At 42.9% G+C, this 24,792-nt stretch carries 18 protein-coding genes; 16 read left to right on the plus strand and 2 right to left on the minus strand.

All coding sequences use genetic code 11. The annotated features are described in order from the left end of the window. Positions 1-16 precede the first annotated feature (16 nt). From QWZ08_RS14470 to QWZ08_RS14495, 6 genes are all read left to right on the plus strand, one after another. Positions 17-964: a 3-hydroxyacyl-CoA dehydrogenase family protein gene (locus tag QWZ08_RS14470; RefSeq protein ID WP_290338163.1), complete on the plus strand. Its 948-nt coding sequence runs from the start codon at positions 17-19 to the stop codon at positions 962-964. Continuing rightward, complete coding sequence (locus QWZ08_RS14475) at positions 961-2,109, plus strand: mandelate racemase/muconate lactonizing enzyme family protein (protein WP_290338164.1); 1,149 nt, start codon at positions 961-963, stop codon at positions 2,107-2,109. Before QWZ08_RS14470 ends, QWZ08_RS14475 begins: the two co-directional genes overlap by 4 nt. Positions 2,110-2,218: 109 nt before the next feature. After that, complete coding sequence (locus QWZ08_RS14480) at positions 2,219-3,154, plus strand: DMT family transporter (protein WP_290338165.1); 936 nt, start codon at positions 2,219-2,221, stop codon at positions 3,152-3,154. 10 nt (positions 3,155-3,164) lie between these two features. Continuing rightward, a complete protein-coding gene (locus QWZ08_RS14485; RefSeq protein WP_290338166.1) occupies positions 3,165-4,100 on the plus strand; it encodes a dihydrodipicolinate synthase family protein in 936 nt (311 codons plus the stop codon). A gap of 47 nt (positions 4,101-4,147) precedes the next feature. Next, on the plus strand, positions 4,148-4,891 hold the full coding sequence (locus QWZ08_RS14490; protein ID WP_290338167.1) for an SDR family NAD(P)-dependent oxidoreductase: 744 nt from the start codon (positions 4,148-4,150) through the stop codon (positions 4,889-4,891). Between the two features lie 39 nt (positions 4,892-4,930). Beyond that, the gene (locus QWZ08_RS14495) at positions 4,931-5,791 is read left to right on the plus strand and encodes a fumarylacetoacetate hydrolase family protein (protein WP_290338168.1); all 861 of its coding nucleotides are present in this window, start codon (positions 4,931-4,933) and stop codon (positions 5,789-5,791) included. Between the two features lie 368 nt (positions 5,792-6,159). Here QWZ08_RS14495 and QWZ08_RS14500 read toward each other — a convergent pair whose 3' ends face one another. Then, complete coding sequence (locus QWZ08_RS14500) at positions 6,160-7,041, minus strand: AraC family transcriptional regulator (protein ID WP_290338169.1); 882 nt, start codon at positions 7,039-7,041, stop codon at positions 6,160-6,162. 212 nt (positions 7,042-7,253) lie between these two features. Here QWZ08_RS14500 and uxuA point away from each other — a divergent pair, with 212 nt between their 5' ends. After that, positions 7,254-8,543 carry a mannonate dehydratase gene (gene uxuA, locus QWZ08_RS14505; RefSeq protein WP_353960490.1) on the plus strand — a complete coding sequence of 430 codons (1,290 nt, stop codon included), beginning with the start codon at positions 7,254-7,256 and terminating at the stop codon, positions 8,541-8,543. Positions 8,544-8,561: 18 nt separating this feature from the next. Here the strand turns inward: uxuA and QWZ08_RS14510 are convergent, their stop codons facing one another. Then, positions 8,562-12,104 carry a VCBS repeat-containing protein gene (locus QWZ08_RS14510; RefSeq protein ID WP_290338170.1) on the minus strand — a complete coding sequence of 1,181 codons (3,543 nt, stop codon included), beginning with the start codon at positions 12,102-12,104 and terminating at the stop codon, positions 8,562-8,564. A gap of 357 nt (positions 12,105-12,461) precedes the next feature. Between QWZ08_RS14510 and QWZ08_RS14515 the strand changes: the two genes are divergently transcribed. The 9 genes from QWZ08_RS14515 (at position 12,462) to QWZ08_RS14555 (ending at position 24,776) form a co-directional block, all read left to right on the plus strand. Beyond that, on the plus strand, positions 12,462-13,277 hold the full coding sequence (locus tag QWZ08_RS14515) for a phytanoyl-CoA dioxygenase family protein (RefSeq protein ID WP_290338171.1): 816 nt from the start codon (positions 12,462-12,464) through the stop codon (positions 13,275-13,277). A gap of 102 nt (positions 13,278-13,379) precedes the next feature. After that, on the plus strand, positions 13,380-14,414 hold the full coding sequence (locus QWZ08_RS14520; protein WP_290338172.1) for a glycoside hydrolase family protein: 1,035 nt from the start codon (positions 13,380-13,382) through the stop codon (positions 14,412-14,414). Between the two features lie 406 nt (positions 14,415-14,820). Continuing rightward, the gene (locus QWZ08_RS14525) at positions 14,821-16,146 is read left to right on the plus strand and encodes a vanadium-dependent haloperoxidase (RefSeq protein WP_290338173.1); all 1,326 of its coding nucleotides are present in this window, start codon (positions 14,821-14,823) and stop codon (positions 16,144-16,146) included. 43 nt (positions 16,147-16,189) lie between these two features. Next, entirely contained in the window at positions 16,190-17,188 is a 999-nt protein-coding gene (locus tag QWZ08_RS14530; RefSeq protein ID WP_290338174.1) for a glycoside hydrolase family 43 protein, read from the plus strand. 320 nt (positions 17,189-17,508) lie between these two features. Further along, positions 17,509-18,084 (plus strand): hypothetical protein, encoded by a 576-nt coding sequence (locus QWZ08_RS14535; protein ID WP_290338175.1) that lies wholly within the window; start codon positions 17,509-17,511, stop codon positions 18,082-18,084. Between the two features lie 193 nt (positions 18,085-18,277). Further along, positions 18,278-18,775: a hypothetical protein gene (locus tag QWZ08_RS14540; RefSeq protein WP_290338177.1), complete on the plus strand. Its 498-nt coding sequence runs from the start codon at positions 18,278-18,280 to the stop codon at positions 18,773-18,775. A gap of 198 nt (positions 18,776-18,973) precedes the next feature. After that, complete coding sequence (locus tag QWZ08_RS14545) at positions 18,974-19,486, plus strand: RICIN domain-containing protein (protein WP_290338178.1); 513 nt, start codon at positions 18,974-18,976, stop codon at positions 19,484-19,486. 180 nt (positions 19,487-19,666) lie between these two features. Continuing rightward, on the plus strand, positions 19,667-21,943 hold the full coding sequence (locus QWZ08_RS14550) for a GH92 family glycosyl hydrolase (protein ID WP_290338179.1): 2,277 nt from the start codon (positions 19,667-19,669) through the stop codon (positions 21,941-21,943). 70 nt (positions 21,944-22,013) lie between these two features. After that, complete coding sequence (locus QWZ08_RS14555; RefSeq protein ID WP_290338180.1) at positions 22,014-24,776, plus strand: PKD domain-containing protein; 2,763 nt, start codon at positions 22,014-22,016, stop codon at positions 24,774-24,776. The last annotated feature ends 16 nt before the right edge of the window (positions 24,777-24,792 follow it).

A 24,792-nucleotide genomic window follows, 5' to 3' on the forward strand; every position in this document is an offset into this window, starting at 1 on the left:
CCTTATAAAAAAAGTAATGGAGCAAAAAATTAACATAGGCACGGTGGGGCTGGGATTGATGGGTTGCAGTATCGCGACCTGCATCCTTGCCGCAGGTCACCCGGTAACATCGCTGGTGAGAAGAATTGAAGCAGCAGATGAAGCAAGAGAGCGGATACTGGAGTTTTTGCAGCAGCTGAATGCAGAAGGCATTTTAAAAGAAGATCCGCAGGTAATTATTGCAAGACATATCATTACCGACGACATAGCGCAGCTGAAAGGCCATGAAGTAATTATTGAAACAATCATTGAAAATGTAGCAGAGAAAAAGCAGCTTTATCAACAACTGGAAACAGTTTTATCCGCCACTGCCATCATTGGCAGCAATACTTCGGCCATACCCGTAACCATTTTGCAGGAAGACCTGCAGCATCCCGAAAGATTGCTCGGCATTCACTGGGCAGAGCCGGCGCACATTACCCGTTTTATGGAAGTGATTTGCGGCAAGGAGTCCAATATTGATTATGCTTATAAAATAATTGCCATTGCAGAGGGGTGGGGTAAAGAACCCTCACTGCTAAAAAAAGATATCCGTGGTTTTATTACTAACCGCATTATGTATGCGATGTTGCGGGAAGCATTTAACCTGGTAGAGAATGGCTATGCAACGGTGGAAGATGTAGATCGTTCTTTAAGAAACGACCTTGGTTACTGGATCACTTTTGCAGGGCCATTTCGTTTTATGGACTTAACTGGCATCCCTGCTTATCTCACGGTAATGAAAGATTTGTTTCCTGAATTAAGCAATACAACCATTCCTCCTGCATCAATGGAAGCATTGGTAGCGGCGGGCGCCAAAGGCGTAAGCAATGCGCAGGGCTTCTATCCTTACACAACAGAATCTGCCGAAAAATGGGAAGAGCAATTCATTGAATTCAGTTACGACATCCGTAAACTGGCAGAAAAATATACCCCGAAATCATGAGTGGAAATAACAATACAACCATACAATCAATCAAGGCAACGGAAGTGGTGGTGCCTGCAAAACCAGGCAGTTTAAATTCTGACATGGTGCTGGATAAAGACACCGAGTTTGCCAAAAAATTTATGACCGGCGAAAGCTGGACGGAGTTTGCCAACCAGCCTAAATGGATCATTGAAATAACGTTGAACAATGGATTGGCAGGCATTGGCGAAACTTACCGCAGTGCCAATAAAGCCCTGATAGAAGAAGCCATGAATGCCTTCGTTGGAAAGGATGTGTTGAAATTAAACTGGAAAAAATTACCATTGACTGATCAGCGCATTTATGAGGCATTTGAAACCGCCGTACTGGATTTGGTCGGAAAAATATTGCATGTGCCAGTGCACCAGGTATTGGGTGGTGCTTACCGCACAACGGTAGATTGTATGGGTTGGACGGGAAGAAGAACGCCTGAAGATGCTGCACAGAAAGCATACGAGGCGATGCAGAAAGGCCACAAGGTTTTTAAATTCAAATGTTCGGATGAAGACCCGGTAAGATTATGGACCGAAGCTATCAAAAAGAAATGTGGCGATGGAATAAAAATCATACTTGATCCCAACCAGCGTTGGACTGATGTGGCTACTACCATGAAATTAATGGAAGGTGTTGATAGCGAGATTATGTTAGGGCTTGAAGACCCGATACTGCATGCGGATGTGGAAGGGTTTAAATATTTGAAGGAACATTTAGGCGTGCCGATGATCCGGCATATTTCACTTCCCTATACTCAGGATATCCGCGATATAATCACTTTTGTTCGTGCCGATGCTGTGGATGACTATAATTTCAATGGCACGGCATACAATTCAATTTTACTGGCTGAGATCGCACACCTCGAAGGAAAATCCTGCTGGCGCGGTTCAGAAGTTGATCTCGGCATTTCCGAAACCATGGGATTGCACATCGCTGCCGCCAGCATCAACTGCACGATCCCTTCTGATATTTTCGGCGAACTGGTGAGGGTGGATGATCTGCTCGTTGATGGAATTGTTTTTGAAAATGGAGCAGCTAAAGTTCCGCAAGGTGATGGGTTGGGTGTGCAGCTGGATTACGCTGCCATTGAAAAATACAAAACAGGCAACCAGTTAACGGTTGCTGCGTAAACAAAAAAATGGAGTAAAATAAAAAAATCAATCACCAGGAAAATTTGAAAAAGCATTGTAATGAGCTTTCCTGTTTTCATAAATTAATAAGCACACATAAAGCAGATGTATGAAAAAAGGATTTATCGCCTGGTCAGTATTGTTGTTTTGTAACCTGATATGGTCGTTTCATTTTACCAGCATCAAATTGGTGCAGGACCAGGTGGGACCTTATTTCACGGTGTGGGCTCCTATGGTGTTGGCAACGCTGTTTTTATTACCCTTTGCTGTAAAAGATTTTAGAAAGGGTAAGAAGAAAATTAAAGACGTAATGATCTTTGTACAACTGGGCGCATTGGGTGCTTTTCCATCACAGGTGCTGATGACTTATGGAACGCAATATTCTCTTGCCAGCAACTCGGCTATCCTGGTATTGGCATTGCCGGTAATAACAGCGGTTTTTGCATTCTTTATTTTGGGCGAAAAGATGAACAAATTGCGGTGGATCAGTTTTGCCATTGCTATTATTGGTGTACTGCTTTGTTCAACCGATGATATCAAAAACATGGATCTCAGTTCGAAGTATGCGTTAGGTAACCTGCTGATTTTTTTAGCCATCATTGGTAACGGTTATTACAATGTAGGTTGCAAAAAAGTAGCGGAACAATATACAGAAATGGAAATGGTGTTTTACACCTACCTCGTGCTGGTGATTATGCTCACGCCATTGGTACTCCATTATGAGCCGTTCATGTTTGCAAGGGTACCGGACTTTACTGTAAAGACATGGCTGGGGATGGCTTCATTGACCTTGTTCCACAATTTTTTGTCGATGTTGTTGTTCTTTAAAGTATTGAAATACCTGGATGCAACACAGGTAGCATTATCCAATTACATGATCACTTTTTTAGCGTTGCCTATCTCGACCATTTTTTTGGGCGAAACATTAAAACTGCCTGCCATTATCGGTGGTGTGCTGGTACTTATTTCAACCCTTATATTAACCATCGTTGACAACCGGAATTATAAAAGAAGCTTAGTAAAACCTAATCATATAAATAATTAACCATTACATTATGAAAGAAGCACCGAAAGGTCTCACGGGAGTAGTGCCCATTATACCCACGCCGTTTACAGCAGACGAAGAAATAGACGGGCTGGGAATTTGCAACCTGATTGATTTCGCTGTTGAGAGCGGAATAGAAGCGGTATGTTTACCGGCATATGCCAGCGAGTTTTATAAACTAAGCGATGAGGAAAAATTATACGTGGTTAAAGTTGCCGTAGGGCATGCTGCCGGCCGGATAAAAATTGTAGCACAGTCCAACAACCCGTCGTTAAGAGGAGCTGTTAAGCTGGCTGAGGCCAATGTAAAAGCGGGTGCAGATGTGATTTCGCTGGCTGTACCAAGAATATTTAGTTTGCCCGAGGATTCATTAAAAGAATACCTGGGAGAGTTCCTGAAATCCATACCAGATACACCTGTTTTAATCCAGGATTTTAATCCTGGCGGTGCTTCCATCAGTGTGAATTTTATTGAAGCGCTGATGAATGAACATCCGAATTTTAAATACCTGAAACTCGAAGAGCCGCTTTGTGCACCGAAATTTGAAGAGATCATTCGAAGAACGAATGGCAACATTGGCTTGTTTGAAGGCTGGGGAGGTTTATATATGCTGGAGCTGATACCGCTGGGTATTGCCGGCGTGATGCCTGGTTTGGGCGTGTCAGACATTTTACAAAAAGTATTTGATCTGCGGAGAAATGGCGAACATGCCAGGGCATTCAGCATATTTGAAAGAGTGATGCCACAAATATTTTTCTCTTTACAAAATATGGAGTTGTTTCATTACGCAGAAAAGGAACTGCTGATGGCAAGAGGTATTTTGACAAACAGCATTGCAAGAAAGGCCGCCTACAAGCCAGACCAGTCGAGCATCAACTATATTAAGGAATTGAATCAGCGTGTAGTTGAACTGGTGAACAGTGAAATATATAATTTGGTAAGCTGATAATTATTTAGCCTGATATTAAAGGCCACTTTAAAAACAAAAATTGTATGAGTGATTTTATCAACCAGGTAGCCATCGTTACGGGTGCCGCCTCCGGAATAGGATTAGCTATCGCACATAAATTACTGGCAATGGATGCACAGGTTATTTTGTTTGATTTAAATGAACCTGCCCTGCATGAAGCCTTCGATCAATATCGCACGAAGGCCGAAATCATTTCGTTAAACGTTACCAACCAGCAGCTGGTGGACGAAGCGATAGTAACTGTAATAGCAAAGTATAAAAAGATTGACATACTGGTTAATTGTGTTGGCATTACCGGTATTACAAATATTAAAAGTCATGAAGTAAGCAGCGAAGATTTGCACAAGGTTTTTGAAGTTAATTTTATGAGTTGCTTTTATACCTCCAGGGCTGTGTTGCCTCACATGGCGGCGGTTAAATACGGACGTATACTGCACATCGCATCCATTGCCGGGAAAGAAGGCAATGCGGGCATGCTGGCTTACTCCACATCCAAGGCGGCCGTAATTTGTATGGCAAAAGTGCAGGGCAGCGAATACGCAGAAATGGGTATTACCATCAATGCGCTTGCACCCGCTGTTATACAAACACCGCTGGTAGATGCGATGCCGGAAGCGCAGGTAAAATATATGACGGATAAAATTCCGATGAAGCGCTGTGGTACGCTGGAAGAAGCGGCTAACATGGCGGCTTATATAGTATCACCACAAAATAGTTTTACCACGGGTTTTACTTTCGACCTGTCCGGTGGAAGGGCCCGCTATTGATTACCGCACGACGAATGATTTATCTAAAGTATTGTAAAAATGAAATTATTATATTTTAAGAACGGTGAGCAATACAGGCTTGGCATAGTTACTGAAAAGGGGATACTTGATGCGGACGCTTATCGTCAATTTAAAGGGCAAAAGTTTTTTTCTGCCACCAATCTAACCAACAAAAATGTTGATGAATTAAAAAAAATGCTTGCCGATGGTATCCGCCACCCGGAATTTATCCTGGACGAAGGAGCCTTGACTATCGCATCCTGTACCCCAACGCCTTCCAAAATAATTTGTATTGGTTTGAATTACAGGAGGCACGCTGCAGAAAGTGGCATGGCGGTGCCGACCGTGCCGGTTGTATTTACAAAATACAACAACACGCTCGTTGATTACGGCAAGGATGTACCGTTGGGAAAGGTTGGGGAGCAGTTTGATTATGAAGTAGAGTTAGGAGTGGTAATTGGAGAAAAATGCAAAGATGTTTCCAAAGCAGATGCATTGGATTATGTGCTGGGATATTGTGTCGCCAATGATCTTTCGTGCCGCGACCTGCAATTCAGAACCAGCCAGTGGCTGATGGGCAAAAGCCTGGATTATTTTTTGCCGCTTGGCAAATACATTGTTACAAAAGATGAAATTCCGGACGTGCAGCAATTGAATTTGAAGTGCACCTTAAACGGCGAACTGCGGCAAAACTCCACCACAGCAGACATGATTTTTTCGGTGGCTGAAATCATTGAAGATCTCTCCAAACATATGACACTTGAACCCGGCGACTTAATTTTAACTGGCACACCGGAAGGAGTGATCATGGGTATGACTGAAAAAAACTGGTTGAAACCCGGAGATGTTGTTACTGTTGAGATTGAAGGGTTGGGTAGTACTTCCAATCAAATGGTGTAACAATCGCAAGCTTTATCCTGCTAAAATTTGTTGCCCAATCGACAGCAATCAGAACAGTTTTCAATATGCAGACTCGCCTCTACCGCCGGCGCGGCTGCGTAACTGCAACGGTGCTGCTTTCGCTTCTTTCAACAAATATGCTGCGCATTTTTTGAATTCCGGCTAGCCGGAACCGCACCGAAAGATGCACCTTATGCAGTTACTGTTTTCAACCCGAAGGAAGGGTTAATGCGCTTTTTTTTTACACGCTTTCTTTAAGGGCAAACATTACACATGCGCTTCCGCAACGCACACGCTTCAAAGGCCTCGAATAAAAATTAGACGTTCTTATTCATCTTAAAAAAGGTAGGTTTATAAAAGGATAAAAATTATTCTTCCATATCCGCCGTATTGGTTAAAAACCTGGCCTTGTATTCTTTTGGAATTACGCCGGTGAATTTTTTGAAGTGGCGGTAAAAATTGGATTGATTCTCAAACCCGCTCAGGTAGCAGATCTCAGAAATATTATAATGACTATCCATCATCAGCCTGCAGGCATGGCTGATGCGAATTTCTGTAACATAGTTGGAGAATGTTTTGTGCGTATGGTGCTTAAAATATCTTGAAAAGGAAGCAATGCTCATGTTAAGCTGCCCGGCAATCTCTTCGATGTAGATATCATTTTTATAATTTTTCAGGATAAACTGGATGACCTGGTCAATGCGGTCGGTATCCTTTGTACTGGATGCTGTAAATGCTTTGGAAAGAATGGGCGTTAACTCTTTGCTGTTGGATAAACTGATGAGTATTTCCAACAGCTTCATCAGCCGGTTGACTGGTTTCATCTTTTTCATTGCCGTCAGCTTCTCCTTTATCAGCGCATTGGTATTTCCGGTTACCTCAATGCCAAGCGAAGATCTTTCCAGCAGCTTTTTTACCTGTTTCATTTCGGGCAAATCAAAAAAAGAACGGCCTAAAAAATCTTCTGTAAAATGTATAAAAATTGATTTGGCGGTTAGCTTATTATTTTTATAATAGTCTTCACTGTTCCTGTATAAATGCGGTATGTTGGGACCCAGCAACACCAAATCGCCATCATCAAAAAAACTTACCTGGTCGCCAATAAAACGGGTGCCTTTAGTTTTATCGATATATACCAATTCATATTCTTTATGAAAGTGCCAGGGTTTATCAAAGTATTTACACTCTTCATCTATATAAAGAAAAGAGGTGTCGGGCGCCAATGGTAATTTATATAATTGTGGTCTCATTTGTTGCTTGTAATTTACGCAAAAAATAAAACACGGGTCAATATTTATATACTGTTTTTTTCAAGTGGCTTGTGTTACAATAATAAAAAGCGCAACTATAAAATAGGGGCAAATACAATAAACATCCATTTTCTTTTAACAGAATAAAAACAGAAATTGCATCTTTTTTAGAAACCCGGCAACAGAAATTCCGGTGCTAAAATATTCAACATATGAGCAGCTTCACAAATAACAGACTTTACAGAAGCCCCTCCCGGGGAGAGGTTGGGGAAGGCACCTTCCCTGAAGGAACTGGAGGGCATCTTCCTTCTTACAAAAACACCGGCATCCGGATGGAACAAACTATGCGTTGGTATGGCCCCAAAGATCCTGTCAGTTTAGCCGATATTAAACAGGCCGGCTGCACAGGAATCGTTACAGCGTTGCATCATATTCCAAACGGAGCAGTATGGACAGTAGAAGAAATTAAACTGCGTAAAAATGAAATTGAGGCTGTTGGGTTAACCTGGTCAGTTGTTGAAAGTGTACCGGTTCATGAAGCCATTAAAACACAATTGGAAGGCTTTGAACAGTACATTGAAAATTATAAGGAGTCCATCCGCAACCTGGGAGCCTGCAACATTGAAATTGTTACCTACAATTTTATGCCGGTGCTCGACTGGACAAGAACTGATCTTGCCTATATTGTAGCAGATGGCAGTAAAGCCCTGCGTTTTGAAAAGGCTGCCTTCGTAGCATTTGATGTTTTTATTTTAAACAGAAAAGATGCACAAAAGGATTATACCGCAGCTGAATTAGCGAAAGCTAAGGAAAGATTTGCAGCGATGGGTGATGAAGAAAAATTGTTGCTGCAAAGAAATATAATAGCAGGCTTACCGGGCAGCGAAGAAAGTTTTACGCTGGCGCAATTTCAGCAGGCGCTGGATAAGTATGACAACATTGATGCGGCAGCATTGCGAAACAATTTGATTTATTTTTTACAACAGGTGGTGCCGGTCGCAGAAGAATGCGGTGTGAAGCTGGTGATCCATCCGGATGATCCACCATATGCCATTCTTGGTTTGCCCAGAGTGGTAAGTACCGCCGCAGATATTGAAGTGTTGGTAAATGCGGTGCCTTCGCTCCACAACGGGCTTTGCTTTTGTACCGGTTCATTTGGTGTAAGGGCAGATAATGATCTACCCGCCATGGTAAAACAATTTGGCGAGCGGATCAATTTTATTCACCTGCGCAGTACCAAAAGAAATGCGGAGGGGGATTTTTATGAAGACAATCACCTGGAAGGCGACGTGGACATGTACGCCGTAATTAAAGAAATTGTGCAGGTAATGAAAGAAAGAAATGTTGCCATACCCGTGCGGCCGGATCACGGTCACCAGATGCTGGATGACTTAAACAAAAAAACAAACCCCGGATATTCTGCCATCGGTCGATTGAGGGGCCTGGCGGAAATCAGGGGCGTTGAACTGGGCATTTTAAGAAACATGGCCGGCAATGTGTAAAACACTGCCGGCAATAATTTACAGGGTTCTTTTCACACCGCGAAAATTGGTAATTACCATTTTTGCAATGCCGGCATCCCATTTAATTTTTCTCGTAGATTGGGAAAGATAAGTGCTGCCATAGTAAAACTCCATTCTTCTTTTTGTACCATTTTTGTATACGATGTCAGCAGAGGCATCTCCCGGTTGCAGGCTAATCCAGCGGTTGCTACCGCTGTGCTCAGATGCAGTCTGCGCAAATACTTTCAGGCTATCCTGGTTTTGAGTAGATAAAATTAAATCTTCATTTTTTGCCGTGTGAATTGTTGCCAGGCCTTTGGCGTCTCCCTTTACAAAAAAGCCACTTTGCTGCAAAGTAGTTACGGCGAAACTGCCTTTGCCATCTCCCTTTAAACAAAGACCATTGAACGCATCATGACGGCCGCTGTAGGGCTCCATTCCATAATCGTTACCGGTTAGCAACACATCGAGGTCGCCATCGCGATCTGCATCAGTTGCCATCATGCCATAAATGGGCGCAGTCTGCGTCTCAATGGGCAATGGTGTAATGGTAAACTGGCCGTTACCTTTGTTTTCAATATAGCTTGTCTGCATATCATTGGCCTGGTATGTTATGGCATCCTGCCGGTCTTTAGCAGGCCATAACTCATCCATGCCTGCAGCTCCGAAAGATTTATAAGTAGGGTATTTTTTACGGATGGACAGTAACTGTGCGGCAAGATCATCCTTGGTATGCATGGGGAAAGGTTGCTTGCTGCTGTCGGCCGCCTGCATGTAACAAAAAATCATCGCATCCAGCGATCCGTTCTGATCAAGGTCTTTTGCCCAAATCGTCATCGGCTCTTTTGGTGTGGCTTTGTAATTGGAGTTGAGGCCAAGGTTGCCTGCTATATAATCAATGTCTCCATCGTTATCAAAATCACCTGCGACCAAACTGTTCCACCAACCGATGTGATTGCTGATGCCGGAGGTTTTACTGACTTGTAAAAAGCCCTTGCCTGTATTTTTAAAAAAGGTTACCGGCATCCATTCGCCCACCAACACCAAATCAATTTTTCCATCTTTATCAAAATCGCTCCACAAGGCATCTGTTACCATGCCGATGTTTTTTAAAGCAGGACAATACTGTGCCGTTACATCGGTGAATTTGCCGCCATCATTTTGTAGAATAAAACTTTGCGGTGCGGTGGGATAAGCACCTGATACTACACGGCCGCCAACAAATAAATCCAGGTCACCATCACCATCTATATCCGCTGCACGAACGCAGGAACCATTAGCGGTTTCTGTTGGCAATGCATTGACTGCTCTTGCAAATTTTCCTTTTCCATTGTTGAGGTACAAACGGTCCTGGCAAATTTCATTGCCCGGCGGTAATTCATAACTGCCGCTTACCACATACATGTCAAGGTCTTTGTCACCATCTGCATCAAAAAATAACACACCCATATCTTCCACCAACGGATTTTCTTTTTGCAAAAAACGGTCTCCATCGTGCGTGAAATTACCTTTGGCATCCTGCATAAAGAAGGTGCCTAAATTACTGCTCGATCCGCCTAGGTAAAAATCATCAAAGCCATTGTTGTCAATATCTCCGACTGCAATGCCGGGACCGTACTGGCTTAGCTTATGGGGCAGCGTTAACTGAATATTGTAATCCACAAAATCATCTTCCACCGGCTTGTACGCAATGCCATATTTTTGGGATGCTTCGGTAAACAGGGCAGGTTTTATAGCCGGCGAAAAAGGCTTTCCGTTACCGGCATCTTTTTGGTTTAGTATAATGGCTTTATCCGCTTTAAGGTTGATGAGCAACTGCCAGCTGGCATCAGGCCATTCAATTTTTAAGGAGTCAATTTTTTTATTGGTGCCCAATCCAAAATGCGCTCTTGCATCATCTGTACTCAGGTAGCCACGGGTGGGGTGGTGTTCATAATACTGTTGCTGGTGATTGCCATAATAAATACGAATGGTAGCGCCAATGCCCTGTGTGTTTAAACCGCTGCCGTTAATGGATACGGTTAACTGGTGCAAGTTTTTGTCGTTCGTCGTATTCTCATAAACAGACGCCACTTCGTTGATGTTATTGACAACAATGTCAAGGTCACCATCATTATCCAGGTCTGCATATACACTGCCGTTGGCAAAAGAGGATTGTGTAAAACCCCATGCTTTGGAAGTGTTTTTAAACAAAGCATTACCCATATTTTTAAAAGAATAGTTGGGTATTTTAACAACGGGCAATGAATCTGCCAATGCCAGCGAAAAGTTACCGGCTCCAACCTGGCCGTTATCATACGAGATATAATCAAGGTCCGTCACATCTCTTGGCAAACCGTTGGTGATGATCAAATCACGCAGACCATCATTGTCAAAATCCGCTACCAGCGGGCACCAGCTCCAGTCTGTCTGGTACATGCCGGCCATAAAACCAACATCACTGAATACAGGATGTCCTTCCGGGGTAAGGCCGCTGTTTATCTGCATTACGTTGCGCACATACTGGTGTGTGTAACCAAATTTATCTGCGTTGGTATAGTTGTAATATTCATTGCCGCCGAGCATTCTTTTTTTGCGCATGTTACTTTCAGGTAACATCTCCAGCGAGATCAGATCAGGCAGCCCGTCGTTGTTGATATCTGCGAAATCAGTACCCATGGCGTTCCAGCCGGTATGTTTAAAATATTCACCGAGGCGGTTGGTAAAAGTGCCGTCTTTATTGTTGATGTATAACAGGTCGTTGCTTACAAAATCGTTGGCCACATATACATCCGGCCAGCCATCATTATTAAAGTCACTTATGCAGGCTGCGTGGCCCCAGCCTTCAAATAAAATGCCTGCCGCTTTGGTTACATTGGTAAAAGTACCGTTGCCATTATTGCGGTACAGGCGGTCATTGTTTAAGGCCGAACCATCTGTTACTTTGGGTCTGAAAATGATGGGAGTTTTAGGATCATTCAACTGGTTAGTGACGAGGTACAAATCAAGGTCACCATCTTTATCGTAATCAAAAAAGTAAGCCTGTGTGCTTAAGCCGGTGTCAGCTACACCGTAGGCTGCAGCCTGTTCTTTAAATACCGGTATACCATTTTTATCATTGCCCTGGTTGATATAAAATAAGTTGGTTCTGCGCAACGCATCGTTCCTGAACGAGGCGCATACGTACACATCCGGCAGGCCGTCTGCGTTGATGTCTACAATTGAAACACCCGTACACCATCTGCCTTCACCGTCAACTCCGGCCGCATTGGTTACATCTTCAAATTTTAAATTGCCTTTGTTGAGGTACATTTTGTTGGGCACCATATTGCCGGCAAAGTAAATATCCATCAGACCGTCTTTATTAAAATCCGCAATGCCGACACCGCCGCCATTGTAAATATTGGCCTGGTTTAAAATATTGGTGGTATCACTTTCGGTGATGGTATTTTTAAATTCAATGCCGGTTTGCGAAGCTGCCCGCAGGGAAAAAAGAGCTGGGTTGGTTTGCGCTTTAACAAGGGGATGAATGCTTATAAAAAGAGTGAAAAGGAACAGCTGGCGGAGTATTTGTACAGTCATATGGTGCAAAACTTTTGAATAGCGCAAATTAATATTTTTATCACCGCAATATTTGACCTGTTTTTTGTCCGTGTATCATAATATATTCATTTTGTTACAGTACTGATTTTTTTATGTTATATGAAATATTATTTTTAGCGGGCCTTCAGCGGATTATGCAGGCAGGGGCAGACTCATCAATCCATTGCTGCTTCCAGCTAAAAATGTAAAAGTGAGTGACACAACGATGCTAAATTGGAATACCAATGCCCCTTAACAAATTTTTTTTATTCTTTTAATGGCATCGATAAATCTGGTATATTCGGTTAGTGATATTGCTGCCTTTTTTATTTTGAAAGAAAAAATAAATCTACAATTATGAATACGCTTCAATTGCCATTATTAGCTGATTTTGTTACCATTGATCCGGCGCAGATTGACCGCTTCAGAACGGAAGGCCATACCCTGGTTAAAAGTGTTTTAAAGCCGGAGGAATTACCCGCATACCGCGATGCCATCAACAAAGCCGCCTATACTTTTAATACCGAAAAAAGAGCGATGGCTGAAAGGGATACTTATGGCAAAGCTTTTTTGCAGATCATGAATTTGTGGGAGCAGGATGAAAACGTGCGCCGCTTTACACTGGCCAAACGTTTTGCAAAAATCGCTGCTGATTTATTGGGCGTTGAGCATGTCCGGTTATACCACGACCAGGCTTTGTATAAAGAACCAGGCGGTGGTTTTACACCCTGGCACCAGGATCAATATTACTGGCCGTTGAACACAAACAACACTGTGACCATGTGGATGCCGTTGCTGAATATTACCGAAGATATGGGTATGCTTACGTTTGCATCTGGCTCTCACCGGGAAGGTTTTGTCGGCAACCTCGCCATCTCTGATGAATCGGAGGCACAGCTTGAACAATTGATAAAAGACAGAGACTATCCCATAACAAGAGCCACCACAATGAATGCAGGCGATGCCACCTGGCACTACGGCTGGACGCTGCACAGTGCGCCCGGCAATTTATCGGACGTTACCCGTGAAGTAATGACCGTTATTTATTATGCAGCTGATGCGCTGGTGACTGAACCCGTAAATGAACACCAGGAAAATGACCGCAACCGATGGCTGCAGGGCATTGCGCCCACTAACGTTGCCGCTTCTGCACTGAACCCGCTGATAGTATAACCCAGCTTTTTAAAATGAACTATTCAGTATAAAAAATGATACGGTCCGAATAGCATTTGCAGGCGTCATGCTTTAGCTTAGGCAACTTTTTAAGCGGTTTTTATGATGCAATATGTTAAAAGGATTTGTCTGCTGCCGGTATTTTTCTGCCTGATAAGCAATGTGTTTTCGCAATCCAATAAAAGCCCGTTGCATATAGCACCAGCGCCGCTTTACCGTGATCCTATTTACGATGGCGCCGCCGATCCGGTAGTAATTTACAGCAAGGCAAAAAAGGAATGGTGGATGTTTTACACACAGCGCCGTGCCAATGTACAATCGGCCAATGTAGCGTTTTGTTATGGCACCGATATCGGCGTGGCTACCTCTTCCGATCATGGGCAATCGTGGGTATACAAAGGCACGCCGGCCCTGGAGTTTGAAGAAGGCAGAAATACTTTTTGGGCGCCCGATATTATTGTTGATAAAGGCTTGTACCACATGTTCGTGGTATATATCCGTGGTGTAAGAAACGACTGGGGCGGTGATAAAGTGATTACACATTATACCAGCAAAGACTTGTGGAAATGGAAACATGAAGGCGATATGAAACTATCCTCCGGCAGTGTGATTGATCCCAGTTTTTATAAAATGCCCGATGGTAAATGGCATGTCTGGTACAAGGATGAAACAAAGGGCAGCATTACCATGACGGGCGAAAGCAGCGACTTAAAAAACTGGACCTTGTCTGATAAGCCAGCCATCGGCGGCAAGCCGCATGAAGGCCCGAAAATGTTTCGTTTTAAAGACAGTTACTGGATGATTACCGACGAATGGGCGGGCCAGCGGGTCTATCGTTCCGCCGATGCCATCACCTGGGAAAAGCAGGGCCGCATACTCGATAAAAACGGCACCCGTCCCCAGGACACACCTACCGGTGCGCACGCAGATGTGGTGGTAACGGGCGATAAGGCCTATATTTTTTATTTCACCCATCCCGGCAGAAAGGTGCATTCTGAAGGCGAGCTGGATAAAGATGGTTGCTATAGTTATTCCAACAAACGCTCCGTAATACAAGTAGCCGAAATCATTTTTAAAGACGGAACTTTGGATGTGATAAGGGATGAGCCGTTTGATTTTTGGTTGCCTGATATGTGATGGTTGAATTGATGGATTGTTTTATTGTTGGATTGTTAATTGTTATGTTGCTGATTTTTTTACGGGCAGTTGTATTTCAATTGAACATCGTTGTGTCACTCCCTTGTACAATTACAGCCATTGGCAACAACGGATCGAAGAGTTCAAAAAGCATGAAGTGCAATCAGTTGTCGCGATGAATTGCTAGATCCTTTAGGATCACATGAATTGCCCCGTCCTTCATGAATTGCTCCGTCCTTCAGGACTGGGAGAATAAATAAAAATAAAAGCGGCTTTAGCTGAAATGGTTATTTGGGCTAAAGCCAATAAATAAATAAAATGAACAGCTCACCGCCCTGAAGGGCGGTGCAATTCATGAAGGACGGTGCAATTCAGCTTAGCAAGCGAATAACAATTAATAAAGTACATGAAAAATCTATTACCTCTTTTATTGCTTTTTTGTTTGGCATTACCTGCAGGTGCGCAGGTAAAACCCGATTGGAAAAAACTGGCGGAGAACCCCGAATACCTGCATCGTTCTGTTAAAGAAGTGACCGATGTAATGGTGCATGATATTTATTCACCACCGGTTGCAGCAAGAATTTATGCCTATGTTACGGTGGCCGCTTATGAAGCAGCATATCACGGTGATGCGGCGTACATTTCTTTTGATGGCCAGTTACACGGATTGACCAATGTGCCGCAGCCGGAGGCAGGCAAGCAATACAGTTTTCCGCTGGCCGCTGTAAATGCTTTGTTGCAGGTAGCTAAAACAATGATCATCTCTGAAGAAAGAATCGGCGCCTTTCAATCTGCCATTTTACAGGAATATAATACTTCCGGCATGCCAGCCGATGTGTTTGATAACTCGGTTGCTTATGGAAAAAAAATCGCAGAACACATCATGGCCTGGGCTGCAAAAGACAGGTATAAGGAAACCAGATCGCTGTCAAAATATTCTGTTGGCACCGATGCCGCGTCCTGGAAGCCCACACCACCCAGTTACATGAAAGCGATTGAACCACACTGGGGCGAGCTCAGAACATTCCTGATTGATTCAGCGCAACAGTTCAGGCCTTTGCCACCCACAACATTTTCCATCGATTCCACCAGCCAGTTTTACAAGGAAGCAAGAGATGTCCAAAATGCCCGCATTAACTTAACACCGGAGCAAAATGAGATTGCCAATTTCTGGGATTGCAATCCTTTTAAAATGAACATCAACGGGCATGTGATGTATGCCACTAAAAAAATATCTCCCGGCGGTCACTGGATCAATATTACCCGGCTGGCCTGTAAACAAAACAACGCCGGTTTTGTGCAATCCTCGGAAGCCTATGCCTGTTTATCGGTTACACTGGCCGATGGTTTTATCAGTTGCTGGGACGAGAAATTCCGCAGCAAATGTATCCGGCCGGAGACCTATATCAACCAGTACATCAGCCAGAGCTGGCTGCCCCTGCTGCAAACGCCGCCCTTTCCTGAATACACCAGCGGGCACAGTGTTGTATCCGCCGCCTGCTCGGTAATACTAACCAAATTATTCGGCGATCATTTTGCTTACAGCGATTCTACCGAAGTTGAATTTGGCATACCCGTACGGCATTTTAAATCATTCAAACAGGCCGCAGACGAAGCCGCCATCAGCCGCTTTTATGGCGGCATCCATTACATGCCGTCGATTACCAACGGGTTGGATGAAGGTGATAAAATTGGTGTGTTCGTCGCCAATAAATTGAGAACAAAGAAGTAGTGCCAGTGAACATTCAATTCCATTTTATATAAATTATTGTTGCATGAACATAAAAAAAATTCTGTCTTGCTTAGTTGTATCCTGTTGCTTCGCTGCAATTTTTTGTATACATGCGGAGGCACAATCAACCAATAAAAAACAGGACACGATCCATCTTGCAGACCCGACCATCTTCTATAACAAAGGCGTTTATTATTTATACGGAACGGTGGAAGGCAATTCCGGCAGCGGCTTTATAGCCTATACTTCAAAAGACATGCAGCGATGGGATAAATCAACCATTGCACCGGATGGTTGGGTGCTTAAAAAGGGAGAGGCTTATGGAACAAAAGGCTTTTGGGCGCCACAGGTTTTTCAGCAGCAAGATAGTTTTTACATGGCTTATGTTGCCGATGAAAATATTGCCATTGCAACAAGCGGCAGTCCCGCCGGACCGTTTACGCAAAAAATAATCAAGCAACTCGATGCACCCATCCGTCAAATTGATCCTTTTGTTTTTATTGATGAGGATGGTAAAAAATATTTGTACCATGTGCGCTTAAACGGTGGAAATAAAATATTTGTAGCCGAAATGGAAGCTGATCTTTCCGCCATAAAACCGGCTACCTTAAAAGAATGCATCACCGCAACCGATGCCTGGGAAAATACCGCCAATACCAACTGGCCGGTTACAGAGGGTCCTTCGATATTGAAACACAACAACCTCTATTACCTCTTCTACACCGCCAATGATTTCCGCAACCCCGATTATGCGGTGGGTTATGCAACCAGCAGCTCACCGTATGGCCCCTGGAAAAAATACGCAGGCAATCCCATCATCAGCAAAAATATATTGGGGATCAACGGCACCGGCCATGGTGATTTTGTGATGGATGCAACACACCAGCTGACCTATGTATTTCATACACATTTTTCATCCAGCAAACCAACGCCGAGAAGAACGGCTATTATACAGGTGAGGTTTGAAAAGGATGCAGCATCGGGGATTGATAAACTGGTTGTTGATGTAAAAAGCTTTCGATATGCTGTTACTGCTGATTGAGTTTTTGATGCTTTGGTTTACCTTGTAATTCTCGGTTGTTGTTTGCTGTTTTAATAGGGCAAAACGATGCCAGCACACTGGGCTCTCTGCATCTGACAGAAATTGGTGAGTAGTTTTTCTCGCAATAATTCTATTTAACTTATATAAAGGAATTGGTTTAAATCAAGCTTTTTGCTTTACTTGCGTGCGATGAAATTGATATACTTTTTCTGCGCCATTCTTTTGCCATCACTAAAAAGAAAGATCATTTTTTAATATAAATGAAACTATACGAAAGCCTATATATCTTTTTAAGATACAAACAGGATATAACCTTCTTAATGGAATTAATAATAGATTTCGGCTATCGTGAAAGGAAGCAAAATGAATGGAACCTGAAAGATCAAGCACATTATGTTGCCCTGTATAATACAATAATAATGAACATATGCTCATACTTAGATGAGTACGATGATAAGTTTACAACCAATCCAGAACCGCAATTTAAATCCCGAATCTTGGAAGTAAAAAAAATTGCTAAGCCGGCTTATAAACAGATACGGAGATGGAAGCATTTAAACGACTATCGAAATAATATGATAGCACACAATTTTAGAATTGATGGAAAAGAATTCAGCTTTAACTTACTTGGACAATATAACGCCCCTAGAACTTATAGAGATTTAGCACTTATAAGAAAGCATTTAGTAATGATTCACACAATTATTGAAGCTGAATTCGAAGACGTAATGCAGAACATCAACCCATTTATAAAATCATTTCCAGTGAAAGAACAGGAAATAAGTTATGAAGCTATAGAAGAAGAATTAAATAGCTTAATATCAGAGATTAATCAGCTATGTATTGACAATGGCAAAGTGTATCAGCTACGCTCAGACATTTTTATGAAACTTTAGCTCATTAAGAATTCCATTCTAATTTAGGGCAGCACTTATCATTGCGACTTATAAAAGTTCGGAAAAACAAATGTCAACCAGTTTGGGAGCCGGTATCTTCAACAAAAAAAATCAATCAGTGGAGGTTATGATTGGGCACAGCTACAATCTACACCAGCTGAGCGTTAATTAGACCTAAATCAAAATCTTCATCATGAAACATGACAACTTTAATAACAATGATTTAAAAAGCTTAACAGAAGTATTTAGACAGGCAGGAGCAATAGCACCTGAGGTGTGGGCTAAATCCCAAATTGAAGAAGGAATTAATCAGCTTGGAAGGTTTAGTTTTTTGAAAGCAATTACTTCTGAGTGGCTAAAAGAAGATGATCTTAATTGGGTGGATAATCAAATTGAATTCAATTACTCACGACCTGGTGAACCTTCTTCACAACTGACGCATGCATTAAAAGAAATGCGGGAAAAAAATGTTAGCAAAGAGGCCATAATTGATTTGATAAGAGTAATTCAGTTCGATACTTTGTTTCATGTATGTTCAATAATTGACAAATCTATTGAAGCGGACACCCCTGTTACAAATTGGTCTTTGTATGAATTGGATGAAGACAACAATCCCAAAGACAGTTTAAATGAATTACATGAAAGTTTACTGGCATTCGATCCATCAGGTAAAGAAATGAGACCAAGATAGAGAGAAGGCAGCCGCCACACATGTATTTAAAAATGCGGAGTTTGACAGAAATAGTTAACCTTCTTCTGTAACAACTAGCGTAAATAATGAAAGAAACTGCATAGAGCTTTCTTTAACTTTGTTGTTTCTTCAAATTAACAGAAATATGCACGTTAATTTGTATCATCAGTTACAGTCGTTATCTAAACTTTTATTATCATGAAAAAAATATTTCAATCTTTACTTTTAACTGCTTTTCTTTTTGTTGCGGATTCAGCATCTGCCCAGGTCATCCAGGGCACCTATGCCATCAAAAATGTGCAAACCGGCATGCTGCTGCGTATTAAAGATGCGAATGGCAAAAATGGTACGCCGCTGGTGGCTTATTCGCCGGTTAACTGGAAATGTATGACATGGGATTTTAAACATGTGGACGGCCAGACCTACCAGCTGAAAAATCTGTTTACCAGTAAAACATTTCAGCCTAAAGAAATCACCCCTGCAGAAGGCGTTACCCTGGAGCAGCAACCATTGGTGGAAGCGCAGGCCAACCAACTGTATGATTTCATCCCCGTAGAAAAAAATAGTTACCTCATCCGGGCCAAAGGAACGGAGTTATATGTTACCCCGGTTGATAAAGACGGTACCACGGATACCGGCATCACGCTTGCCAAAAAGACTGGCACCAAACTACAGCAGTGGATCATCTATCAGCAACATCCTACCATGTAGGCTATTGTGTTTTGTATCATCTTCTATTCAAATCAGTTCATTAAAGGTGGCGGTTAAAATGCTTGCTGGCATTTAAGTTATTTTTACAAGTACCGGATTTTTTATTTGGCAGGTTAAAATGCATGGTCTTTTAGCATCATGCCCGGTAAAAGATCTGAAAAAAATAACGGAAAATTCCACATGAAATTTACAAGTATCTTTTTAGCGGCAGGTTGCCTGTTCGCCAATAGTTTATATGCACAGGACATTGATTTGGTGAAATACGTAAACACCTTGCAGGGCACCAACTCAAAACATGAATTAACCAGGGGCAATACCTATCCCACCACCGCATTGCCTTTCGGCATGCATACCTGGACTCCGCAGACGGGCAAAAACGGCGATGGCTGGAAGTACCAGTATCTCAAAAATAAGATACGCGGCTTTCAGCAGGCGCACCAGTGCAGCTCGTGGACAAGAGACTATGCCGTTTTTTCTTTTATGCCAATGATTGATCAACTGGTGGTGAATGAAAACGACCGGGAAGCAACGTTTAGTCATGCCAATGAAATTGCAAAACCCAACTATTATAAAGTAAGTTTTGATAATAAAATTACTACAGAAATTGCGCCCACTGAAAGAGGCGCACATCTTCGGTTTGCTTATCCAAAAGCAAAAAAAAGTTACCTCGTGCTGGATGGCTACACCAATATCAGCGCCATAAAAGTTGATCCCAAACAAAATAAAATCACCGGCTATGTAAACAATGGCGAAGGTTTTAAAAAGGGATTCAAAAACTTTTTTGTTGTTTATTTTGATCAGCCATTTATAAAATACGGCACCTGGGAAAACCGGCAGGATAAAGTGTACGCCGATTCTGCAACAGGGGAAGGCAATGGTTTCGGCGCTTATGTACAATTCAAGGCCGGAGCGAAGGTGCAGTTAAAAGTGGCATCGTCCTACATCAGCCAGGAGCAGGCAGAATTAAATTTACAGCAGGAGTTGGGCGCTGATAAAACGCTGGAACAAACCAAAACCAAAGCAGCCGCCGCATGGAATAAATCACTGAACAAAATACAGGTAGAAGGTGGCAGCGAAGCAGACATCGCAACATTTTATTCCTGCTTCTTCAGGGCGAGTTTGTTTTCAAGAAAATTTTATGAAGTTGATAAAGATGGCAAGCCACATTATTTTAGTCCGTACGATGGCAAAGTGCATGACGGCTATATGTTTACTGACACCGGCTTCTGGGATACATTCCGGGCGCAATTTCCTTTAAACACATTGTTGCATCCCACCATGCAGGGGCAATACATGCAGGCCATGCTGGACGCTTATGATCAGTGTGGCTGGCTGCCTTCCTGGTCGTTCCCCAGTGAAGCAGGCAGCATGATTGGTAATCACGCCATCAGTTTATTTACCGATGCCTGGGCAAAGGGAATTCACACGTTCGATCCCAATGCGGCTTTAAAAGCTTACCTGCACGAAGCCACAAACAAAGGTCCATGGGGCCCGTCCAATGGAAGAGATGGATGGAAAGAATATGCGCAGTTGGGTTATGTGCCTTATACCAAATACAGGGAAGCTACTGCCAAAACGTTGGAGTATGCCTATGATGATTTTTGCGGCTACCAGTTAGCCAAACTCACCGGCAATAATTTTTATAAAAATATTTTTCAGCGGCAGATGTACAACTATAAAAATGTGTACGATTCCACCACGGGCTTTATGCGTGGGCGTGACAGCAATGGATTGTGGCGGCCCAACTTTGACCCTACAGAATGGGGCGGTCCGTTTACAGAAGGCAATGCCTGGCATTGGGAGTGGTCGGTATTCCAGGACATTAAAGGCCTTATCAATTTAATGGGTGGCGACAAAAAATTTACTGCTAAACTGGATGCTGTTTTTACAGAACCTAATAAAGTAAACGTGGGTTCTTATGGCGGCATGATTCATGAAATGACGGAAATGGTGATGGCCAATATGGGCCAGTATGCACATGGCAACCAGCCGATACAGCACATGGTTTACCTGTACAATTTTGCCGGCGAACCATGGAAGTCGCAGTACCATGCACGCGAAGTGATGCACAAATTGTACAATGCAACAGAAGACGGTTATCCCGGTGATGAAGACCAGGGCCAAACTTCTTCGTGGTATGTGCTGAGTGCGCTTGGCTTTTACAGCGTAACGCCCGGTACGGGTGAGTATGTAATGGGTAGCCCCTTGTTTAAAAAGACAACCATCAACCTGGAGAACGGAAAGAAATTTATTATTGAAGCGCCATTGAACAGCAATGAAAATGTGTATATAAAATCGGCCAGCCTAAATGGAAAGGTGTACACCAAAAACTTTTTAACACACAGTGATATCACCAATGGCGGTGTATTAAAACTGGAGATGGCTGACAAACCCGAAATCAACCGTGGCCTGCAGGAAGAAGACAAACCATTTTCACTGACAAAGAAATTGGAGTAGTACCAGCCAGCTGAAATGGTAATGAACAGGAAGTTTAATTTAAAAGGGATGAGGACAAATATTTGACCGTATGCATTTAAAAAAATGCTTTTTATTGCTGACCTGTTTGCTTGTTGTTGTTTTTAAAAATTCAATTGCTCAAACCTGTACCGGATCTTTAGGCGATCCGATCGTGAACATCAGTTTTGGTGCAGGTGCAAATTATGGTCCGCCATTGCAAACAGGTGCCACCAGCAGTTTGCAATACCAGGGTGTCAATTGTCCGTCTGACGGGTATTATTCTATTGTAAATTATACATCAGGCTGCTGGGCAAGCGATGTGGTTTGGCATACGGCCACGGATCACACTGGTAACAGCAATGGGTATTATATGCTGATCAATGCGTCCAACCAGCCAAGTAATTTTTACATTCAAACAATCAACGGACTTTGCGCCGGCACCACCTACCAGTTTGCGGCATGGCTGCTAAACATGTGCAGTGTAATGGGCATCAATCCAAACATAACTTTTACAATTGAGAAAACAGACGGTACTATTTTAGGCACTTACGATACAGGCGATATACCGATTATCAATCCTGTAACATGGGCGCAGTATGGTTTTTATTTTACTACGCCGCCGAATGTATCGTCGGTTGTATTGCGCATGCGCAACAATTCGCCCGGCGGTGTGGGCAACGATCTGGGCCTGGATGATATCACCTTCCGCCCCGCTGGTCCTGCGATTGATGCAAAGATCACCGGTAATACCGGCGACACCATCAGCGTATGTGCAGACAACAACAGCAGTTTTCATTTTGAATCAACTGTAGAAAATTGTTATGCCGCACCGGCTTACCAATGGCAGCTAAGCACCGACAATGGAAATACCTGGGGCAATATAAGCGGTGCTAACAGTAACGCCTATACGAGGATTGCAACAGTCTCCGGAACTTATCTATACAGGTTAACAGTTGCTGAAACCATCAATATCGGCATCAGCACCTGCAGGGTATCTTCTAATCCGATAACCATCATTGTAAATCCATTGCCGGTAACAAACGCTACTAACAATGGTGCAAGATGTAGCGGCGACAGCATTGTATTAAACACAACGGGCGGAGCCGTTTACAACTGGACTGGTCCCAATTCTTTTACCTCAACCGGCAGCCAGGTAATTATCAAAAATGTAACGGTGGCAAATGCCGGAAAATATTATGTTATGGTAACGACTGCAGCCGGGTGTAAAAAACTGGATTCAATAACAGTTGCCGTGTATCCCTCTCCGGTAGCGGCTTTTGGCATTACGGCTCCTGTTTGTGAAAAGAGTTCGGTGTTGTTTTCAGATCAGTCTGTTAGCGGTGGACAGCCTATACAAAAATGGAACTGGGTTTTTGGTGATGGAGGTGTTGCAACAACAAAAGCACCCTCGTATATTTTTGCAGGCACAGGAAATTATGTGGTGAGTTTATCGGTGGAAAATGATAAAGGTTGCAAGAGCAATATAATTACAAAAAATGTACTGGCTAATCCATTACCCTATCCTGATTTTAGATTGCCCGCTATTTGCCTGGCCGATCCTTTTGCAACATTTATCAATACATCTTCCATCAGCGATGGCAGTGAAAGCCAGTTTGTTTATGCCTGGAATTTTGGTGATGTAAACGCAGCCCCGGCTTTAAACGTATCAGCGCAGCAATCACCCAAACATGCGTACACCAGCGTGGGTATTTACCCGGTTGATTTAAAAATTACTTCCAAAGATGGTTGCGTAAAAGATACCATTAAAAACTTTACGGTCAACGGATCACAACCTGTTGCCAACTTTACAATTGATCCGGCTGTAACCTTTTGCAGCAACACGGATATTATTTTTGCTGACGCCGCTTCTGTAAATTTCGGCAGTATTACCAGGTCAGAAATTTACTGGGATTTTATTAACAGTCCCGCTATTAAAATAACCGATTCGCTGCCGGAAACCGGCGAACAATACAGTCATCTTTATAACAGTTTTGCCACTCCGCTTACCAAACAAATCCAGGTTAAATACGTGGTATATTCAGGCATTAGCTGCGTGAATGAAACAACACAAATGATTACATTAAAAGCAAGCCCTGAAGTGCAGTTTACCGCATTGCAAAATGTATGTGCAGGCGTTGAGCCTTTTCTACTGAACCAGGGAACCGAGATAAATGGAATGAGTGGAACAGGTATTTATTCCGGCACCGGAGTAAATGCTGCCGGATTGTTTGATGCGTACATCGCAACAACTGGCGATCACATCATACGGTATACATTTACCGCTGACAACAATTGCTTCGCCTTCGCTGAGCAATCCATTAAAGTGTTTGAACAACCGGTTGTAAATGCTGGTCCGGATAGAACGCTGTTGCTTGGAAGTAGTATTGTGTTGAATGCATCCGCCAGCGGCAGCAACCTTCAATATGAATGGACACCCGACACGGCCATAGAAAATAACCAGGTGGTAACACCAACTATTTCGCCGGTGGTAAATACCACTTATACCCTGAAAGTATTGTCTGCAGATGGTTGTAAGGCCGAAGATGAAGTGCAGGTAGCTGTTATAAAAGATATTTTTGTACCTACCGCTTTTTCACCGAATGGCGACGGGTTGAATGATGTATGGCGCATTCCTTATCTTGATTCCTATACAGGTGCCAGCCTGGATGTGTTTGACCGCTACGGACAAATTGTTTTTCATTCCACTGATTTATCCATTGGATGGACCGGAAAGTTTAAAGGGAAATCGTTGCCAACAGGAAGTTATCCATGGGTGTTGCGTCCGGGGAGCGGGAGGAAGTTGATGTATGGGATGGTTAGTATTGTGAGATAGCTGCTTGTTTTATTTG

The sequence above is a fragment of the Ferruginibacter paludis genome (genome assembly GCF_030409685.1).
GTDB lineage: Bacteria > Bacteroidota > Bacteroidia > Chitinophagales > Chitinophagaceae > Ferruginibacter > Ferruginibacter paludis.

Excerpts from the sequence above, each read along its gene's own strand:
- QWZ08_RS14510 (WP_290338170.1), bottom strand. The coding sequence starts at position 12,104 with ATGACTGTACAAATACTCCGCCAGCTGTTCCTTTTCACTCTTTTTATA.
- QWZ08_RS14480 (WP_290338165.1), top strand. The coding sequence starts at position 2,219 with ATGAAAAAAGGATTTATCGCCTGGTCAGTATTGTTGTTTTGTAACCTG.
- QWZ08_RS14520 (WP_290338172.1), top strand. The coding sequence starts at position 13,380 with ATGATGCAATATGTTAAAAGGATTTGTCTGCTGCCGGTATTTTTCTGC.
- QWZ08_RS14515 (WP_290338171.1), top strand. The coding sequence starts at position 12,462 with ATGAATACGCTTCAATTGCCATTATTAGCTGATTTTGTTACCATTGAT.
- QWZ08_RS14490 (WP_290338167.1), top strand. The coding sequence starts at position 4,148 with ATGAGTGATTTTATCAACCAGGTAGCCATCGTTACGGGTGCCGCCTCC.
- QWZ08_RS14470 (WP_290338163.1), top strand. The coding sequence starts at position 17 with ATGGAGCAAAAAATTAACATAGGCACGGTGGGGCTGGGATTGATGGGT.
- QWZ08_RS14545 (WP_290338178.1), top strand. The coding sequence starts at position 18,974 with ATGAAAAAAATATTTCAATCTTTACTTTTAACTGCTTTTCTTTTTGTT.
- QWZ08_RS14485 (WP_290338166.1), top strand. The coding sequence starts at position 3,165 with ATGAAAGAAGCACCGAAAGGTCTCACGGGAGTAGTGCCCATTATACCC.
- QWZ08_RS14530 (WP_290338174.1), top strand. The coding sequence starts at position 16,190 with ATGAACATAAAAAAAATTCTGTCTTGCTTAGTTGTATCCTGTTGCTTC.
- QWZ08_RS14525 (WP_290338173.1), top strand. The coding sequence starts at position 14,821 with ATGAAAAATCTATTACCTCTTTTATTGCTTTTTTGTTTGGCATTACCT.
- QWZ08_RS14550 (WP_290338179.1), top strand. The coding sequence starts at position 19,667 with ATGAAATTTACAAGTATCTTTTTAGCGGCAGGTTGCCTGTTCGCCAAT.
- QWZ08_RS14475 (WP_290338164.1), top strand. The coding sequence starts at position 961 with ATGAGTGGAAATAACAATACAACCATACAATCAATCAAGGCAACGGAA.
- QWZ08_RS14555 (WP_290338180.1), top strand. The coding sequence starts at position 22,014 with ATGCATTTAAAAAAATGCTTTTTATTGCTGACCTGTTTGCTTGTTGTT.
- QWZ08_RS14495 (WP_290338168.1), top strand. The coding sequence starts at position 4,931 with ATGAAATTATTATATTTTAAGAACGGTGAGCAATACAGGCTTGGCATA.
- QWZ08_RS14540 (WP_290338177.1), top strand. The coding sequence starts at position 18,278 with ATGAAACATGACAACTTTAATAACAATGATTTAAAAAGCTTAACAGAA.
- QWZ08_RS14535 (WP_290338175.1), top strand. The coding sequence starts at position 17,509 with ATGGAATTAATAATAGATTTCGGCTATCGTGAAAGGAAGCAAAATGAA.
- uxuA (WP_353960490.1), top strand. The coding sequence starts at position 7,254 with ATGAGCAGCTTCACAAATAACAGACTTTACAGAAGCCCCTCCCGGGGA.
- QWZ08_RS14500 (WP_290338169.1), bottom strand. The coding sequence starts at position 7,041 with ATGAGACCACAATTATATAAATTACCATTGGCGCCCGACACCTCTTTT.